Below are 17,174 nucleotides of genomic sequence, written 5' to 3'. Positions count from 1 at the left end.
ATACAAAAACCCCCTTTTGTCTTTCGTCGTGCGGCACAAAAGCCGTACGATTGTGACAAAAGGAGGTTTTCATTTTATTTCGTATCGATTGGTTGCTGATTGCTTGGAATTCATTCAAATTCGGCCCTCCAATAACGGGAACCATTTGCTTCCCGACACATCAGGCCATAATCCACCAGTTCCCTTCTCAGAAGAAAGTAGTCCCCAAATGTATGCCACTCACCGCAGATAGTGTTAACTTCCTGCTCGGTATAGCTGCGTTCCGGTTCAAATTTTTGTGCCAGATAATGCAGCACCGCCGCCCGAACGCTGCTTTTTTGAGGCAGCTGTGTAATTTTACCTTCAGGGTTTAAAAAACGATCGATATTTTTATTTTGTTCCAACTATTCTTCCTCCGTTATTCTGCTTTTCGTTCCAAAGTTCCAGCAACGTAGCAATATCTTCTGAAAACTCATGCGGTGTTTGGGTTTCTTTCTTTTCGATTTCTTCCAAAATCTCAATAATAAAAGCATCTATGCCGTACTGCTTCCAAGCCGATGCCATAGCCGCCTCTGGACACAGATTGGTGGAACGGTGAAAGGCAAAGCGGTTTTTGGCGCTTTGTAAATCGGCACTGGCACGAATCCAGACTTCGCCGGTTTGCGTGCAGCAAATTCGATATACACCGCCGGTTTGTTTGCTGTTTTTATATTGATTCTTCATTGCCTTTTTGGCTCGTTCGTCCATCTTTTCCTCCTGCCTATCTGCCCCAATTGTTTGAACGGTTCAAATCCTCTTTCACGGCAGAAACTTCATCTATTTTCATTTCAAAATATTTTTATCATTTCTCTAATTCTTTTTAAGGGAAACTTCATGGAACCATAATTGTTTCTTTTTAAACGACTTCTATCCGGTTCCTAAAAACATTGTAATACACCTTTCACCTCTGCGCAATCAACGCTTCGTAGAGTGGGTCCGAATCAAAATAAAAATGCAAAAAAGCCGGAACCTCTTATGAGAAAAAAGGTTCCGGCAGAAATTTAGCTTGATAAAAAAATTAAAGAAGAACATCCTCCAGCTTACGCTTGGGAACATAATGAACATCGTTTTCATCACGGTAATAAGTGATTTTTTCCCCGGCCTGTGCTTCCTTGAGCACAATGGTTTCATCGGGCTTTCCAATTGCCAAAACCAGCATGGGCTTTACATGCTCCGGTAAATTCAGCGCACGGCCCACTTCTTCTTCTGAAAAAGCTCCCAGAGCACAGCCGCCCAGCCCCATCACTTTGGCAGAAAGCAGAATGGTCTGGCTGACGATGCCCACGTCCCGCAAAAACCCCGGTGTGGCCGCCGCAATGTGGGTATCGTGGCAAATCAGGATAAAGGCCGGCGGGCGGTGTCCCTCCCGGGGAAGATGCAGTTCTTTTAAGGCCCCGGCCCACTTGGTCAGGGACTGTAAAGTTTCCACTTCTTGCGCCTCATGAACCAGCCGATAACGCAAAGGCTGAAGATTCATAGTAGAAGGCGTATAGCGGGCACAGTCCACCATCTGTTCCAGTTCTGTTCGGCTTACTTTGCAGTTTTCGTCATATCCCCGGCTGCTTCGGCTGCTTTTCAGCAGTTCTTTCCATTGGCTGTAATCCATGAACAATCCGCTCCTTTTTAATATGATTGATCGATTGTTTTTTAACATCCATCCTCACCGTTTTCAGAATGTATCATCATGAAACAAACGGTAGAAACTGGACAAACTATGGTTAGCTTTGCTCTTTTTAAACTTGTGACCTGCGGTTAATTTGATGCAGTAAAGTTTTAAAACTTTACTGCATGGTTATTTAAGATATAATTCTTCTGGCTCTTAATTCTTCTCAAATTGGCACAAGCATTTTTCCTGATAGTTTTTTCAAAAAGCGTTTCGTACTCTTTTGTGTGCGGCGTGAGGTTATTATAACATAAATTTTTCATCACACATCCATATAAATTGAAATTTGTCTTTGCGCGTGGTATACTGTCAAAGTGCTTTTGATACTAACCTGGATAGACGGAGGAACCTGACTTGGCTGACTATAAAAATTTAATTGAAAAACGGAGAACCTTTGCGATTATTTCGCACCCCGATGCCGGAAAAACAACGCTGACCGAAAAATTCCTGCTCTATGGCGGAGCCATTGCTTTGGCTGGCTCGGTAAAAGGAAAAAAGAATTCCCGGCACGCAGTTTCTGACTGGATGGAAATTGAAAAACAGAGAGGAATTTCCGTTACCTCCTCCGTCCTGCAATTTAAATATGAAGACTTCTGCATCAATATTCTGGACACCCCCGGGCATCAGGACTTCTCTGAAGATACCTACCGCACTTTGATGGCGGCGGACTCTGCAGTGATGGTGATCGACGCCTCAAAGGGTGTTGAAAACCAAACCCGAAAACTGTTTAAAGTCTGTGTCATGCGGAACATCCCTATTTTCACCTTTATCAATAAGATGGATCGAGATTCCAGAAGTCCTTTTGACTTGCTGGAAGAAATCGAGCAGGAATTGGGAATTAAAACATATCCCATGAACTGGCCCATCGGATCCGGAAAAGAATTCAAAGGCGTTTATGATCGAAAAAGCAACCAGATTCTTTCCTTTAAAGGCGAAAGCGGAAAGCACGAAGCAGAAAAAACCGTATCCGGACTGGATGATCCCAATTTAAAAGAGATCATCGGCCCTTACCTGCACGAACAGTTGCAGGAAGATATTGAGCTTTTGGATGGTGCGGGCTATGAGTTTGATATGAATGCAGTTCGCCACGGCAAGCTTTCTCCGGTATTTTTCGGCTCTGCATTAACGAATTTTGGTGTAGAACCCTTTTTGGAAGAATTTTTGCAAATGACCAGTTCTCCCTTACCCCGCAAAACACAAGAGGGAGAAGTGGATCCCTTTGATCCGGATTTTTCTGGCTTTGTCTTTAAAATACAGGCCAACATGAATAAGGCTCATCGGGACAGAATTGCATTTATGCGCATCTGCTCGGGCAAATTCGAGAAAAACATGGAAGTCTTTCACCAACAGGGCGGCAAGAAAATCAAGCTTTCCCAACCCCAGCAGATTATGGCACAGGAGCGCGAAATCATTGAAGAAGCTTATGCCGGCGACATTATCGGCGTGTTTGATCCGGGCATTTTCTCCATTGGGGACACCTTATGCTCCCCGGGAAAGAAGCTGGTGTTTGAGGGAATTCCCACATTTGCGCCGGAACATTTTGCCCGTGTGCGCCAGATGGACACCATGAAACGCAAACAGTTTGTAAAGGGCATGTCGCAAATTGCACAGGAAGGTGCCATTCAAATCTTCCAAGAGCTGAACGGCGGCATGGAAGAAGTGATTGTGGGCGTGGTGGGTGTTCTTCAGTTTGATGTGCTGGAATACCGCCTGAAACACGAGTATAATGTGGATATCCGGCTGGAAGGGCTCCCCTATCAATACATCCGCTGGATTGCCAATGATAATTTGGATCCAAAACAGCTAACCGTTACCTCAGACACAAAAAAGATTCAGGATCTGAAAGGCCACAGCCTTTTGCTGTTCACCAGCGAATGGAATATCCGCTGGGCGCTGGATCACAATGAGGGATTGGAACTGAACGATTTCAGTCGGGGATAATTCAAAACAGATCACACCAGCAAAGCTCTTATCCCCTTTTTCTGTTAATTCAAAGCAGGTGCCTGTTGAGGTACCTGCTTTTTTATTCCAATGTAATCTGTCAGCTGTTTTGCTCCCCATGATATCGGAAAAAATATATTTTTTCGCAAGAAAAGCTTTCTTATCAACGTTTTAAACCGTTTCTGATTTTGCATATCCCGTTTTGCTGTTCTGTTTCAAGTGTGAAAAACGGTTCTCAATTCCGGCAAAATCAAAAAACTCCTGAAAGAGTATGATAAATCCATTTTTAAAATAACATCCGAGTTAAAAAACGTTTTTTATTTTAACTGGATTCTTAATCCATATTATTCCTATGATAGGATTTGAAACTCATCCTTGAAATTTCAACTAATTTGCGCTATATTGTTATAGAAACATACAAAAAATTGAAAATTTTTTATAAGAAAATAGAAAGAATTGAGAAACGTTTTTTATTTTTATAAATCTTTTTCTTTTGCAGTGGCATCCCATCCGCAGAAAGGAAACTCTTATGGAATTCAAAAAAACTACCTTAAAAGACATTGCCCAAAAGGCAGGTGTTTCTCTCTCAACGGTGCACAAAGCCCTTTATGACAAACCGGGCATCAGCGAAAGAGTAAAAAATGAAATTGTTGGAATCGCCACCAGCATGGGCTATAAAACTAATTATGTGGCTTCATCCCTAAAGCGCAAGCCCATTCGCATTGCCGTTGTGATTCCTTTGCCTGATTTAGGCCCCAACCGCTATTTTTATCAGGATATTTGGAAGGGACTTCGTCAGTTTAAACCCCAAGCTGCAGAATTTAATGTGGAATTTTTAGAGTTTGGATTTTCCGGATCCATCGAACAGCTTCCCAAAAAACTCGAAGAAATCTACCGCAGCTGTGCAGACGATATTGCAGGCCTGATTACAGTTGCTACCGAAAGCCCTGCAGTTTCTTATTTTATTGACCGCTTAATTCAAAAGAATACCGCAGTGGTATTGCTGTGTTCTGATCTGCCCCAATCCGAACGCTTATGTTGTGTAAGAGCACAGGATGCCATGGCAGGCGGTCTGGCGGCAGAACTGCTGCACCGATTTACCGCAGGACAGGGAAAAATTGCGGTTGCTGCCGGCGATCCGCTGAATCCTTCCCATTACCTGAATGTGGATGGCTTTCAAACCTATCTGTCCAAATATGCACCCCAAATGGAAGTAATCCGGATTTATAACGACAATGCCCCCCAACAGCTGTATCAAGAAGTCAGGCAGCTGTTGGAACAGGACGAAGAAATTACCGGCCTATATTCCTGTAATGCCCGCAACACGCTGCCTTTGTGTCGAGCCGCAAGAGATACCCCCAGCAATCGAAAACCCCACATCATCGGCAGTGATTTATTCCGGGAAAATGAAGAATTTCTTCTGCAAAATACATTACAGGCTATTATTTATAAAAACCCCATTAAAATGGCGTTTTTAGCCTGTCAAACCATCTTTAATTATCTGGTAAAAAATGAGTTTCCCAGAAAAGAAAATGTTTATGTTTTCCCTACGATTGTCTTAAAAAGTAATTTATCGCATTACACCAATGAATTAAGTTTTTTGCAAAACGAGTAAAAAAGCCCTGTTCTTTTCCAAAACATGGAGAAGACAGGGCTTTTTTTATTTCTTAAACTTATAAGCTTTTCACGGCAGATTGCAGCGCCGAATTTCTTTTTTCCCGGGTGGCTGTCAAAAACAGAATCAGAATCAAGGTCGTTAACAGGTCGGCCGCCGCCTGTGTATAAAAAATTCCACTCACCCCAAACGAGTTGACAAAAACCACTAACAGCGGCAAGTATGCCAGCCCCTGACGGCAAATACTGAACACAAAACCGGCCTTGCTGTAGCGAATGCACAGCAGATATACCGTAACCATCGACTGAAATCCATAAGTGAAAAACAAAAGACTGCCCGCAACCAATGCCCGTGTTCCCACCTGCACCACATTGGAATCCTGCGAAAAGGCAGATACAATGGAGCCCGAAAAAGCAATCTGTATGACAGAGATAACCAAAGCACCCCACATGCCCCAGGCATAAGCAGTTCGGGTTGCCTGGCGAATCCGCTCAAAATATCCCGCTCCGTAACTATATGAAATAAAGGTTTGATAGCCCCTGGAAAACCCTGTAACAGCCAAAGTGGTCATACCGATCACTCGATTCGCGATTCCCAATCCAGCCACCACTGCATCCCCGAAAGGTGCGGCTGCAATATTGGCTGCCGTCATCGAAATGCTTTGGAACAGGTTAATACAAAGAAGCGGAATACCGATTTTTAACACCGGCTCAAGAATCCACCAGTGAAGCCGAACTTTATGAAAATTCAGCCGCAGATAACTTTTTCTTCTCAGGTAATACTGAACCAACATACAGAGCGACACAAACTGGGCAGTTGCCGTAGCCGCAGCCGCCCCGCGAATTCCCCACTGAAGCCCAAAAATAAAAAGAGGGGCCAACACGATATTTAAGGCTGCCCCAGTCATTTGCGAAAGAGTGCTCAGCGCCACATTCCCTTCTGCCCGCACCAGATTGGCCAGGCAAACCGAGGGAATATAAAATAAAAAAGAAACAATTAAAATCTGCCCATATTCTAAGGCCAAAGGAAGCACCGTAACCGATGCGCCCATCTGCACCAAAAGCTTGGGCAAAACCGGCAAAAGCAACTGAGTGAGCACGCTGAAAAAAACGCAGTAGAATACCGTGGATGCTAAAACGGTTTCGGCTCGTTCCTTTTCACCCGCACCCAACAGTTCTGCAATATAAGCGGCGCCGCCGTTGCCGAATAACAGCCCGATACCCGGCATGAGCAGCACCAGAGGATAGATGATAGAAATAGCACCCACGGCCTGAGTCCCCAGCTGCGCCACAAAAAAATTAATTGCCAGCTGATAGAATCCCGTTACAGAAAGCCCCACAATGGTGGGAAGCCCCAAATAGGCCAGTGCTTTGCCCACCGGTGCACTTTCCATGATTTCCAACCGCCGATTCTTCATTCCGTCTCTCTTCTCCCCTTTTCTTTCAACCGGCATTCTTACCAACCGTTCTTATCGCTGTGGATGGAACACACAGCGCACACCCCGGATGCGGGGCAAATGGAAGCATTGGTTGCAGCTGGTACATTTGAGCTTTTCTCCGGCCCGAAGCTTTGTTACCAAGTCCCCCTGACAAATTAGAGGACGGCTCATGGATACAAACGAAATTCCCGCATCCATCACCTGTGCTATGTCCTGCAAAGAACGAATTCCGCCCACCAAAATCAAAGGCATGTCCAGTTCCTGCTGCAATCGGGCAGCACGTTCCAAATAGTAATTCCGCTCATCTGGGCGTTTTCGGACAAAATCACATCCGCTCAATTCCGCCGCGGTTATATCCAGTTTTTCCAATTCCGCCAGAATATATTTGAGATCTTCCTCATATTGTTCGTCATTTTGCTGCACATTGCAATTCAGCTTAACCAAAATCGGATAATCCCGACCGCATTCCCGCCGGACTTCTTCGATAATTTCGGCACAAATCCGAAAACGGTTTTCCACTGATCCGCCGTATTCATCGGTTCGGGTATTCATTTGGGGCGTTAAAAACTCACTGAGCAGATAATCGTGAGCCATATGCAGTTGCACCCCGTCAAAACCAGCCTGCTTGGCCCGGGATGCTCCGTCGGAAAAGCTCTGAACAATTTTCTGAATCTCTTGTCGGGTCAACTCTCTTGCCGGCTTTTCCGGTGTATATTCAAAAGAAGACGGAGCCACCGGTTCTTCCACATCCGCTTTTCCCCCGGCATGGTTCAGCTGAGCAATGACACAGCCCTCAAAATCATGAGCCTCGGCAGTCAAACGTCGCATTCCCGGAATGAAACAATCGTCGTAAACCCCATTCTGAGAGGGGGAAGCTTGCCCTTGAGGATGCACATAAAAATGGCCGGTAATAATCATGCCCACATCATTTTCTGCCAGCGTACGCATGATTTCCAGCTGTTTTGCACTGACCGTACCGTCTTCGTTTTCCACCCCATCCCGAGTGGCAGAACGCACCAAGTGGTTTTTTAGCTCCAGCCTTCCCAAAATGGCCGGGTCAAATACCTCAGAATACCCCATACTTTTAGCTATCATCTCATAAACCGGAAGCTGTACCCGGTATTTTTTCCCCATGCGCACCACTTCAAACAACAATGCATCCATTTCAGAAGGGCCGCCTTTTTGCAAATCCTTTTGCATCGAGGTAGTGCTGTCAGCAGAAACACTGTCTAAAATATCCAGATTCTCCTGAACCACATCGGTGGAAAACGGAATGCCCATGGCTTGAGCCAGCTGCCCGATTTCTTCAACCAACCGGACATAAATTTCCCTTTTGCGAAATTCGGATCGAATTTGCCCCATAGTGCTTTGAAAAAACGCCCCGGCTGCTGCCATGGGAGAAACACAAGAAAATTTCTGAAAAGTATCCCGAATAATATAGTCCGAAACCAAGGTTTCTATCCCACTTTCCTGCAAATCCTTCTCAATCTCGTAAAAGATAGGGGGACAGCTGAAATCCCGGTTACCATATACCACCCGAAACAAAGAGCCCTTTTGGGTAATTTGTGCCGGGCCGGATACATATGACGTAATATAAACGCAGCCATCCGCCACGGTTAACCCGGGCAGCTTTACCGTCATGCGGCCGCCTGTACCGTATACATTCAGAATCGGAATGATAACTGTGTCCGGTCTTGCCACACGGCGAAGAAAAGGATAGGTTTCTTCTAAAGAATACCCTTTTACACATACAAAAATCACATCCGGGCTTTCCTGATATCCTTCCATATCAAATACTTTTGCATCCGCTATTCTCAGTTCGCCTCTTAAATCAGAATGAACAATCAGGCCATACCGCCGCATTGCATCCAAATGATTTCCTCTGGCAATAAACGAAACATCTTTGCCGCTGGCCGCTAAAAACCCGCCGATTGCTCCGCCGGTTCCTCCTGCCCCCAGGATCAAATACTTCATGGAATCCCTCCGGTGATAAAAATGAAAGAGGCTTTGCCAAAGAATCGGCAAATCCTTCCAAATGATTTGTCCTAATGATATCACTTTTCAAATCTTTTGCAAAGTAAAAAGGAGAGCAAAAAGCCCGTTTTTGCTGAAAAAACCAGAATTTTGGTGAGAAAATTTTTATTTATTCGGCCAAATTAAGCATTTTGTGACCTTTTAATAGACCTCGGGCACAAAATTAAAAAGCAAAAGGAAAAGGCTGTGATCACCGGATCACAGCCTTTTATAATTATATTTTAAGAATTCTGGTTCGTTTGCACCGTTTCGGTTTCAAACGCCTGTTGATCGAACCCTGTTTTACAAACAATTCGTCGTACTGATTCAGCGCAATGAGTAAATGAACTCTTTCAATCGAATGCCCTGTCACTTGCAATAGAATAAAAATCCTTTTAAGAAAGGTACCCTAAGGGAACGTGGAAAAAACATTATCATACGCTGAACGGGAAACCATCTTGGAATTCAGCCGCGAAGCACGGGAGTATTTCCACATGATATCGGAACCGAAATCCCACCGGATTGATTTTAACGTTTTAAAACCGAATACGCGGTGACTGATTTGACCTGATATTTAGGACTCAGTCCTTTCTGTTTGAAATATGACTGCTGAAACAAACTCCACACGCCGGGCAACCTAAGTCCAACAGACCGACGGACTGGGGTTGCGCTTCTTCTTGTACCATTGGACTCACCCCTTTCAAATGAACTGATTTCAGACGCCACTTCCAAGAGAGTTTGCGTTATGCTGTCATTTTTGTGACAGCACCTGAAACCTTCTCCTCAAAACAGCTCATGCTATTTTAGCGTCCGTTATCAAATTCTTTCCCTTTGCAACTATATTATACCACCAATTGAGTAAATGTCAATACAATTTAATAAAATGTTTAAAAATAATTAGTTAATATCTTCAACGAATAGGAGATGTATAAAGTTTCTTGTTTGCTGCGGGCTTCAAACGCCAACAAACTTGGCGCCCACCCTGGCCGGGGAATGGAATCCGTCTTTTTTATCCGATTCACTGTATGTAAACTAATATGCTCAGCTTCACGATTTCTTTCCTACAATTAAAAGATCTTTCGCTGTACTGACAGGCTCACCCCCGAACATACTGCCGTAACCGATCATTCTTTTAAATAACTGAAAGAAGCAGACACTATCTGTTTCGCGGCATTCGGAACTCAAGAGCAGCAAAATAAGGGTAGAAAGTTACCACTTTTGCATGATTTCGGGCAGTGGCTCCCCTGCAAAGCGCTCTTCCGAAATAGTATACATTTCGTACAGATCGATGTTTCGGCTGTCCTTCGGCGCTTTGTATATGGCAATTTTCTTCACAATTGTTCCATCCGGCTCTTTATAAAGCACAAGCATTTCCTTGTTATCTCGGCTCATATAAGTCAATGGATAGGTGGAGCCAACGGGCGCTTCCTCAATGATTTGTGAATAAGCCGTAGCTGACCAGTTTTCTTTGAAAGACGATAGGGAATCAGGCAAACCATTGTCAGTGTTTTTTGAGGAATCGGCATTACTTTCCTGTATTTCGATATATTTTTCACTGTCCACAGGAACCGTATCCCGAATATCCTGATTGACTAATTCCGTTATTTCTTCAATCTGCGATACCGTAAGATTGGCCAGCTCGGCATTTGGATCATGCGATATCCCTACCCCGGATGCAAGACCACGATTACCAAAAGCGTAAACCATCATGCTCAAAGCAATGATAACCGTAATTGCTAGAAAAAGAATTTGAGTTTTATTTTTTTTCATGGTGTATTCTCCTTTCTTTTAACACAGAATCAGGCTCTGATCAATATAATAATTAGAAGACACAGGCAAAACCGAAACTACCATAATACAGGATATCCTGAACCGTATTTTCGTTTTCATAAATTCTTTCGTCTTCATCCTAGCTTCTTTCCAAACAAATGGAAAGACACTGTTTGTCCCGCTTTCTTTTACGGCTCATCCGAACAGGTTCATCCGACTTACCCCCTAAAATGAAATAAGGAATTAAAAACTCTTCATTTATAATAACAGATCAGAATGATGCTTTGTGACATTTCATATCATTTTTTAATTTTTTAGCAATAAAAACGAAACTTACGTTATGCTATTTCTAAAAAATTGAAATGAAAATATTAAAAATATTTTTGAAAAATTTGCACATAAATATTTTTATTGACTTCATTCTGGAACAACGGTAAAATGAATCCATAGCTTTTTAATAGACGAGGAGATGACAATATGATCGAAGAATTCGGCCCAGATGTACTGACTTTAGTTGACGATGAAGGAAATGAGCATGAATTTGAAGTATTAGATGTAATTGACAATGATGACGGATGCTTCTATGCTTTGCTTCCCACCTTTGATGACCCCCAAGACAGCGTGGAATCGGAAGGAACTTACTATATTTTCGAAGCAATCGACCAAGACGGCGAGCAGCAGCTGGCTGAAGTGGAAGATGATGAATTGCTGGAAAGATTGGCAGAACTCTTTGAAAGCCGCTTTGACGAGCTGTATGAAGAAGAGGAAGATATTTCTGACGAAATCGACGATTAATTTCTTTTAAAGCATTATTTTTCATGAAATTCTGTTATACTATTGCTACAGACACAGAAGCATTTCTTCCTGCCTGGTGCGTGGACCGATGCAAAATAACCCTACAATTTTGAATCGGGAGCCCGGCTCCGACAGCGGATTGCAGACCTCCCGGCTTCGGCCGGACGAAGGGAGCATGAAACGGTTGGGAGGGCACCCACCTGCTGTCAAGTAGCAGGTTATCTTAGCACGTTACGGCCAGGCGGGCCTTTTATTATAAAAATAACAAAAGTGGCATAACCGTTATCAGCGGAAAACAGTAATGTTTTTATGTTTTTGTTTTTTCATTTTTTAATAACAGAATCAGCCCTTGCAGCATTTTTGCTGCAAGGGCTTTTATTTCATCAAGCGGATTTGCCGCTAAGCCGCGTTTTTTTCTTGGGTTTTGGGGAAGAATACCCGCAAAGGAGTGGGTTTGATGAAACGGCCTTTTCATGTATTGGGAGGGTTTTTAGCGGGCATCGCCAACGGTCTTTTGGGCGCAGGAGGCGGCATGATTGTAGTCCCCATGCTGAAAAAATCCGGATTACCTGTTGTGAACAGCCACGCTACTTCTGTGGCAGTTATTCTGCCAATTTGTATTCTAAGCGCAGGCTTGTACTTATATCGAGGCAGCGTCACCTTTGGCCAGGCTTTGCCATACCTTCCCTGGATGCTGGCGGGCTCGGTAATCGGCTCCTGGGCTTTGCCTAAATTAAATAAAACCCTGCTGCGCCGCCTGTTTGGCGCGTTAATGCTGTGGGCTGCATGGAGGATGCTGTTCTGATGGAATGGATTTGGATGGCTTTGGCCGGACTGGCCGCCGGAATGTTGGGCGCTATGGGGATGGGCGGCGGCGGGGTTCTGATTATTTACCTTACTTTGATTGCAGGGCTGGATCAACGGGCCGCCCAGGGAATTAACCTGATTTTGTTCATTCCCTGCGCCATTCTGGCCTTAATCTGTTATATCCGAAAAGGGCTGATCGATTTTAAAACAGCTCTATTTGCCGCTGCTGCCGGTTTGGTGGGCGCTTTGGGCGGTGTGTTTTTGTCCGGCTCTTTAGATGTGGTGTGGCTGCGCCGAATTTTTGGGGCAATGCTGTTGATCATCGGGATTCAAGAGCTGTTTACAAAAAAATGTCCTCCCGGCAAAGACAGCCAAGAGGACACCCCAGAAGAAAAATGTGAAAAAACCACGGAATAAGCTTTTTATTGTGAACGCGTTAAATCTTGTAAACGGTAAATATCCTGACGACGGTTTTCCATCGTCTGCATACGGTTTCGAACCTTATCCAGATAGTCCAGGTCTATTTCAGCCATAGTGACGCCTGGCTCCTCTTTTGAGCGGGCGATCACCGTACCCCAGGGGTCAACTACCATACTGCTTCCAAAAGCCGTTAAACGGGCATTTTGGCCAATCTGGTTCGGCGCTATCACATAGCAGCTGTTTTCAATGGCTCTGGCCCGCAGAAGCGGCTCCCAATGATCCTTGCCCGTAAGCAGCGTAAAATTAGAAGGGTTAAAAATAACCTGTGCCCCTTGTTCCGTCAAAAGCCGGAACAGCTCTGGGAATCGCAGATCATAACAGATCGCCAATCCCAAAACACCCAATTCGGTTTCCACCGTCACAATGCGGTCACCGGCAGCAACTTCTTCTGATTCACGTACCGCTTTGCCGCTGGGCAACACAATATCAAAGGTATGAAGCTTTCGATACTTAGCCAAAAGCTCCCCTTTGGGAGAAAACAGAAAACTGGTATTATGCACCCGGGAATCCCCCGGGATTTTTTCTGCCCAGCTGCCGGCGTGAACATAAACTCCAAATTTTTTGGATAAATCCGAAATAAGCTGGAACGTCTGGCCCGATTCATCTTCGGCAAAGTTCGCCGCCGGCAGTTTTGCTTCGGCAATCACATTCATGTTTTCAGTCAGCGAGATAAGGCGCGCACCTTTCTGAACGGCTTCCGCAATATATTTGGAAATCGTTTTTAGGTTTTCGTCCTTATCCGAGCCGGTTCTGAGCTGAACCATGCCCACCTGATAGTTGCGCATCATTCATTCCCCCCGCTTCAAGAAGACACTTTTGCAGATTTTTGGCATTCTGAGCAGACCCCATAGAAAATTAAACTATGAGAGTTAATCTGAAGGCCGCAGCTGCGGGCCAGTTGCTGATCAATGGAATCGGGTAAAAGCTGATACTTAATATCCATGACTGCACCGCACTCTTCACAGATAAAATGCTCATGCTCTTCTACAACTGCATCGAAACGCTCCTGTCCATTCACCACACCTACACTGACAATAATTCCTTCTTCTTTAAAGCGGGAAAGGTTCCGGTAAACAGTTCCCAGGCTTAAATCCGGATAGTCCGGCTTCAGGCACTGGTAGATCCATTCTGCGGTGGGGTGGATCTCGGTACTCAAGAGTACATCCAAGATTGCTTTCCTTTTTCGGCTAAAGTTTTGACGTTTTTGCATAAGCACTATCCTTTCAAAAAGAAACAATAATCATTATCTTTTTGTATTACTATCATATCATGCCCAGCCCCGATTGTAAAGAATCTTCTCTGTTTTTCTTCGGGACTTGCAACATACAGGCTTTCAGCAGCATACAATACAAAAACAAAGAAAATGAGGGATATGAATGCTGTTATCTTTGCTGCGGGAGGCCATTTCCAATATTTTGTTCCTTGTGCTGCATGTAACCGGCAACGGATCCTTTCCCCGCCCGCTAACAGCACAAGAGGAACGCGAATACTTAGAGCGGTGGAAAAACGGGGATACCCAAGCCCGCAGTAAACTGATTGAACATAACTTGCGACTGGTTGCCCATATTATCAAAAAATATTATTCGAATCTCAATGATCAGGAAGACCTTATTTCCATTGGAACAATCGGGTTAATCAAAGCCATTGACAGCTTTAACAGCGACAAAGGGATTCGTCTATCCAGCTATGCGGCCCGATGCATTGAAAACGAAGTGCTGATGTTTTTTCGAAGCGGCAAAAAGAGCGCTCAAGATGTCTCTTTAAATGAACCCATCGATACAGACAAAGACGGAAACACCTTGACCCTAATCGATATCATGTCCACAGAAGATAATATCATTGATAATTTAGACTGTAAGATTAAGTCAGAACAGCTGAAAAAACACATTAGTGACAGCTTATCTCCCCGAGAGAAAACCATTATCGAGCTGCGTTATGGATTAAATGGTCAGACACCGCTAACACAAAGAGAGGTTGCCTCTTCCTTGGGAATCTCCAGATCCTATGTATCTCGTATCGAAAAAAAAGCACTGGGAATTCTTCTGAAACAATTTAATAAATAACGAATTCGACAGTCTTAGTTAGATTAATAATATTTTTACCATATTATACCATGATTCTCTAACTTAGTAAAGAACAATTCTTAAAATTGAGTTTTCCATAAAAGAATAGATTTATTTTACATTTCTTTCGATTCTTTCTGCTCTCCTTCCTGTTTTCCCATAAAAACCCGCATCAAAGTTGACATTTTGTCACTTTGGTGCGGGCTGCATGTCAGATGGTTTTTATAGAAATACATAAAGAATCATACCACTATTAGACTAGAAAATCAATTAAAAATCATATTGCGTATCGAAGCCGCTGATAAAGCAGCCTTCCTGCGCAGTTTTTAATTTCTATCTTTGATTGAAGTGCTAAAAAATAAAATTAAGGAGAACCAAAATGATCAAAGCACTCATTAAGATGAGGTATCCCTTATCATGAAGCAGTTCACGGTTTGACAGTTTATATTTTTTACTAATCCAATAAGTCCCAAATAAAAATACAGCGAGAAAAATCAGATTTGCAATCATGTATCCCGATGGTGAGATAAGAAGGTGAAATAGTTCTCCATATTTAGAATAGAACAGGCTGAGTATCATCCATATAATAGCCAACATCATAATTGGATACCATTTTTTTACTGTATTTTCCTTCATATAATCTTGCCCCTTTTATGTGCTTTAATAAATATATGAATAAGTATGATACCCCGGAGTCCAACCCATCCCACCATGATTATCGGGACCATAATAGTATTCTACTGAAACTAAAACACCTCTAACATTCATACCTTCAAGAATATTATTAGCAATAGCTGCTGCAATTGCTACTGCAACAATTGCCGGTACACCACCTGCGGTCAAGACCACTACAACCTCGGCAGCTCCACCAGCAAGTATATTTGCGGTTGAAAAATAAATACGATACTGTTCTGTGTGTCGATCCCCCTCTTTCGGATTAGATGGAAATTTCATAATTCCAATCGAATTAGAGGAAGGAAATTGATTTCCTTTACTTATTCTTTGTTTTTCCAATTCTAATATATGCTTAATTTCCTGTTCATTCAGTCCCAGATCTCGCATCTTCTGAACAAGCTCTTTTTCTGTCATCTGCTCATATGCTTTTGCATTAAATGTAGAATACACTATGCCTTGCGTAGAATGCTGGGCAGCAAAAGCGGTATTTACCACCGGAACCGTTAATAGAGCGCATACACAAAGACTACTTACTATTGTTTTAAATTTCCGATTCATTGAAAAGCTCCTTTCATCATTCACACTGTTGACATCAATCAATGTACAACATAGGCTTTTTTCAGTTTAACATACATTTGGTTAAATCACTGGAATCTCTCCCTTTACTAAGAAATACTGCCTTCTATTCATAAAGACAATTTCTAACAGGGATTTGTGACATTTTTTTAAAAACTTATTAAAAAAACACTTGAAAGTTCATTAACATAAAAAATCACAAAATAATTAGGCTCTAGACTAAAACATCTTTACCGAAGGCTGCAACAACAAAATGAAAGTCCTCAAAGGCAACGCTTTCGGCTTCCGCAATGTTTATCGTTTCCGCAACCGTATTCTGCACACATTCAATTACCCCACAAAAAAGGAGTCGCTTGACACCACTCCCTCTAATTTCTATTTTGGGTTCGATTGACATAGAATCAATAATGATAGATGCAAAAAAGCACAGGATACGTTCCATAAACGAACGTATCCTGTGCTTTTTATATGGTGGGCCATCAGGGACTCGAACCCCGGACCGACCGGTTATGAGCCGGTTGCTCTAACCAACTGAGCTAATGGCCCCCACAAATAAATTTGGTAAGAAAAAAGCCGCCGCTAAAAATAACGACGGCGGCAATTTCCTGCACTTTGGCTCCCCAAGTTGGACTCGAACCAACGACCCTGCGGTTAACAGCCGCATGCTCTACCGGCTGAGCTATTGAGGAATATCAGTGTTGGCATCTTCCTATTGTCCCGGGCCGTCTCCAGCCAAGTATCGTCGGCACTAATGAGCTTAACTTCCGTGTTCGGTATGGGAACGGGTGGACCCTCATCGTCATCGACACCAACTATAGTTCCGCAGAGGAGGTTTTGGCCTTCCTGCAGGATATGGTAAAAACAGTTTCCTGTTTCTTACTGCTTGTTTAGGGTATTTGGTGACCCGTGGGGGAATCGAACCCCCGTTACCGGCGTGAGAGGCCGGTGTCTTAACCGCTTGACCAACGGGCCACATCTCAGCTTTTGCCAGGTGCAGAGACCAGAGGATTCCGACCTCCGCCTGACTTTTCTGTGGTGCACCATCAGGGATTCGAACCCGGGACACCCTGATTAAGAGTCAGGTGCTCTACCAACTGAGCTAATGGTGCCTGCCAAGCTAAAGCTAGGCGTTCACACTGCCTTTTGGCAGCCGTTGCGCTCGCAGCCCTTCGCCAATCTTTTTGTACCCTGCGCGGGCACTAAAAACTGAATAAAGAAGAAACAGAAGTTAAAGCGAATGAGCAAGGCTCTAACCAAGAAATTATGGTCAAGCCCTCGACCGATTAGTACTGCCAAGCTAAATACATTGCTGTACTTACA

Annotated in this window: 17 protein-coding genes, 4 tRNA genes, 1 rRNA gene, 1 other RNA gene and 1 pseudogene; 8 read left to right on the top strand and 16 right to left on the bottom strand. The window is 43.7% G+C overall.

Annotated features, from left to right (window positions below; translation table 11 throughout):
* Positions 1-110: 110 nt before the first annotated feature.
* From C1A02_RS00120 to C1A02_RS00110, 3 genes are all read right to left on the bottom strand, one after another.
* A complete protein-coding gene (locus C1A02_RS00120; RefSeq protein ID WP_101696185.1) occupies positions 111-383 on the bottom strand; it encodes a DUF2087 domain-containing protein in 273 nt (90 codons plus the stop codon).
* The gene (locus C1A02_RS00115; RefSeq protein WP_101696184.1) at positions 370-726 is read right to left on the bottom strand and encodes a GIY-YIG nuclease family protein; all 357 of its coding nucleotides are present in this window, start codon (positions 724-726) and stop codon (positions 370-372) included. The genes C1A02_RS00120 and C1A02_RS00115 overlap by 14 nt, the downstream gene beginning before the upstream one ends.
* A gap of 310 nt (positions 727-1,036) precedes the next feature.
* A complete protein-coding gene (locus C1A02_RS00110; protein ID WP_101696183.1) occupies positions 1,037-1,624 on the bottom strand; it encodes a nitroreductase family protein in 588 nt (195 codons plus the stop codon).
* 411 nt (positions 1,625-2,035) lie between these two features.
* Here C1A02_RS00110 and C1A02_RS00105 point away from each other — a divergent pair, with 411 nt between their 5' ends.
* Positions 2,036-3,622 carry a peptide chain release factor 3 gene (locus C1A02_RS00105; protein ID WP_101696182.1) on the top strand — a complete coding sequence of 529 codons (1,587 nt, stop codon included), beginning with the start codon at positions 2,036-2,038 and terminating at the stop codon, positions 3,620-3,622.
* 529 nt (positions 3,623-4,151) lie between these two features.
* Positions 4,152-5,237, top strand: coding sequence for a LacI family DNA-binding transcriptional regulator (locus C1A02_RS00100; protein ID WP_101696181.1), 1,086 nt, complete (start codon positions 4,152-4,154; stop codon positions 5,235-5,237).
* Positions 5,238-5,295: 58 nt separating this feature from the next.
* Here C1A02_RS00100 and C1A02_RS00095 read toward each other — a convergent pair whose 3' ends face one another.
* From C1A02_RS00095 to C1A02_RS00085, 3 genes are all read right to left on the bottom strand, one after another.
* Complete coding sequence (locus C1A02_RS00095; RefSeq protein WP_243577859.1) at positions 5,296-6,654, bottom strand: MATE family efflux transporter; 1,359 nt, start codon at positions 6,652-6,654, stop codon at positions 5,296-5,298.
* 51 nt (positions 6,655-6,705) lie between these two features.
* Complete coding sequence (locus C1A02_RS00090) at positions 6,706-8,649, bottom strand: 2-dehydropantoate 2-reductase (RefSeq protein WP_101696180.1); 1,944 nt, start codon at positions 8,647-8,649, stop codon at positions 6,706-6,708.
* Between the two features lie 1,248 nt (positions 8,650-9,897).
* Entirely contained in the window at positions 9,898-10,458 is a 561-nt protein-coding gene (locus C1A02_RS00085; protein ID WP_101696179.1) for a hypothetical protein, read from the bottom strand.
* A gap of 477 nt (positions 10,459-10,935) precedes the next feature.
* Here C1A02_RS00085 and C1A02_RS00080 point away from each other — a divergent pair, with 477 nt between their 5' ends.
* The 4 genes from C1A02_RS00080 to C1A02_RS00065 all read left to right on the top strand — a co-directional run bounded on the left by C1A02_RS00080 (position 10,936) and on the right by C1A02_RS00065 (position 12,477).
* The gene (locus tag C1A02_RS00080) at positions 10,936-11,253 is read left to right on the top strand and encodes a DUF1292 domain-containing protein (protein WP_101696178.1); all 318 of its coding nucleotides are present in this window, start codon (positions 10,936-10,938) and stop codon (positions 11,251-11,253) included.
* 63 nt (positions 11,254-11,316) lie between these two features.
* Positions 11,317-11,505, top strand: a non-coding RNA gene (gene ssrS / locus C1A02_RS00075) — 6S RNA.
* A gap of 205 nt (positions 11,506-11,710) precedes the next feature.
* Positions 11,711-12,058 carry a sulfite exporter TauE/SafE family protein gene (locus C1A02_RS00070; RefSeq protein WP_101696177.1) on the top strand — a complete coding sequence of 116 codons (348 nt, stop codon included), beginning with the start codon at positions 11,711-11,713 and terminating at the stop codon, positions 12,056-12,058.
* Positions 12,058-12,477, top strand: a complete 420-nt coding sequence (locus C1A02_RS00065; protein ID WP_101696176.1) for a sulfite exporter TauE/SafE family protein — start codon at positions 12,058-12,060, stop codon at positions 12,475-12,477. Before C1A02_RS00070 ends, C1A02_RS00065 begins: the two co-directional genes overlap by 1 nt.
* A 5-nt stretch (positions 12,478-12,482) precedes the next feature.
* Here C1A02_RS00065 and C1A02_RS00060 read toward each other — a convergent pair whose 3' ends face one another.
* Together C1A02_RS00060 and C1A02_RS00055 are read right to left on the bottom strand one after the other, a co-directional pair.
* Positions 12,483-13,328: a carbon-nitrogen hydrolase family protein gene (locus tag C1A02_RS00060; protein ID WP_370737771.1), complete on the bottom strand. Its 846-nt coding sequence runs from the start codon at positions 13,326-13,328 to the stop codon at positions 12,483-12,485.
* Between the two features lie 14 nt (positions 13,329-13,342).
* Positions 13,343-13,750 carry a Fur family transcriptional regulator gene (locus C1A02_RS00055; RefSeq protein ID WP_101696174.1) on the bottom strand — a complete coding sequence of 136 codons (408 nt, stop codon included), beginning with the start codon at positions 13,748-13,750 and terminating at the stop codon, positions 13,343-13,345.
* Between the two features lie 166 nt (positions 13,751-13,916).
* Here C1A02_RS00055 and sigK point away from each other — a divergent pair, with 166 nt between their 5' ends.
* The gene (sigK, locus tag C1A02_RS00050) at positions 13,917-14,603 is read left to right on the top strand and encodes an RNA polymerase sporulation sigma factor SigK (RefSeq protein ID WP_101696173.1); all 687 of its coding nucleotides are present in this window, start codon (positions 13,917-13,919) and stop codon (positions 14,601-14,603) included.
* Positions 14,604-14,954: 351 nt separating this feature from the next.
* Here sigK and C1A02_RS00045 read toward each other — a convergent pair whose 3' ends face one another.
* Together C1A02_RS00045 and C1A02_RS00040 are read right to left on the bottom strand one after the other, a co-directional pair.
* Entirely contained in the window at positions 14,955-15,239 is a 285-nt protein-coding gene (locus C1A02_RS00045; protein WP_101696172.1) for a hypothetical protein, read from the bottom strand.
* Positions 15,240-15,263: 24 nt separating this feature from the next.
* Complete coding sequence (locus tag C1A02_RS00040; RefSeq protein ID WP_101696171.1) at positions 15,264-15,836, bottom strand: hypothetical protein; 573 nt, start codon at positions 15,834-15,836, stop codon at positions 15,264-15,266.
* Between the two features lie 253 nt (positions 15,837-16,089).
* On the opposite strand from C1A02_RS00040, the pseudogene C1A02_RS13655 reads away from it, so the two are divergent.
* Positions 16,090-16,248 (top strand): annotated as a pseudogene (locus tag C1A02_RS13655) (transposase); the annotation flags it as partial.
* Positions 16,249-16,323: 75 nt separating this feature from the next.
* Here the strand turns inward: C1A02_RS13655 and C1A02_RS00030 are convergent.
* The 6 genes from C1A02_RS00030 to C1A02_RS13610 form a co-directional block, all read right to left on the bottom strand.
* A tRNA-Ile gene (locus tag C1A02_RS00030) sits at positions 16,324-16,400 on the bottom strand.
* A 67-nt stretch (positions 16,401-16,467) separates the two neighbouring features.
* A tRNA-Asn gene (locus C1A02_RS00025) sits at positions 16,468-16,543 on the bottom strand.
* 7 nt (positions 16,544-16,550) lie between these two features.
* A 5S ribosomal RNA gene (gene rrf, locus C1A02_RS00020) occupies positions 16,551-16,667 on the bottom strand.
* A gap of 84 nt (positions 16,668-16,751) precedes the next feature.
* A tRNA-Glu gene (locus C1A02_RS00015) sits at positions 16,752-16,826 on the bottom strand.
* A gap of 61 nt (positions 16,827-16,887) precedes the next feature.
* Positions 16,888-16,963 (bottom strand) — tRNA-Lys (locus C1A02_RS00010).
* Between the two features lie 22 nt (positions 16,964-16,985).
* Positions 16,986-17,174, bottom strand: a 189-nt coding sequence (locus tag C1A02_RS13610; protein WP_207204859.1) for a hypothetical protein, incomplete at its 5' end; no start/stop codon positions are given.

It is taken from the genome of Clostridium minihomine, assembly GCF_900240385.1.
GTDB classification, from domain to species: Bacteria; Bacillota; Clostridia; order Oscillospirales; family Acutalibacteraceae; genus Faecalispora; species Faecalispora minihomine.
This window is presented reverse-complemented; position numbering and strand designations above follow the sequence as displayed.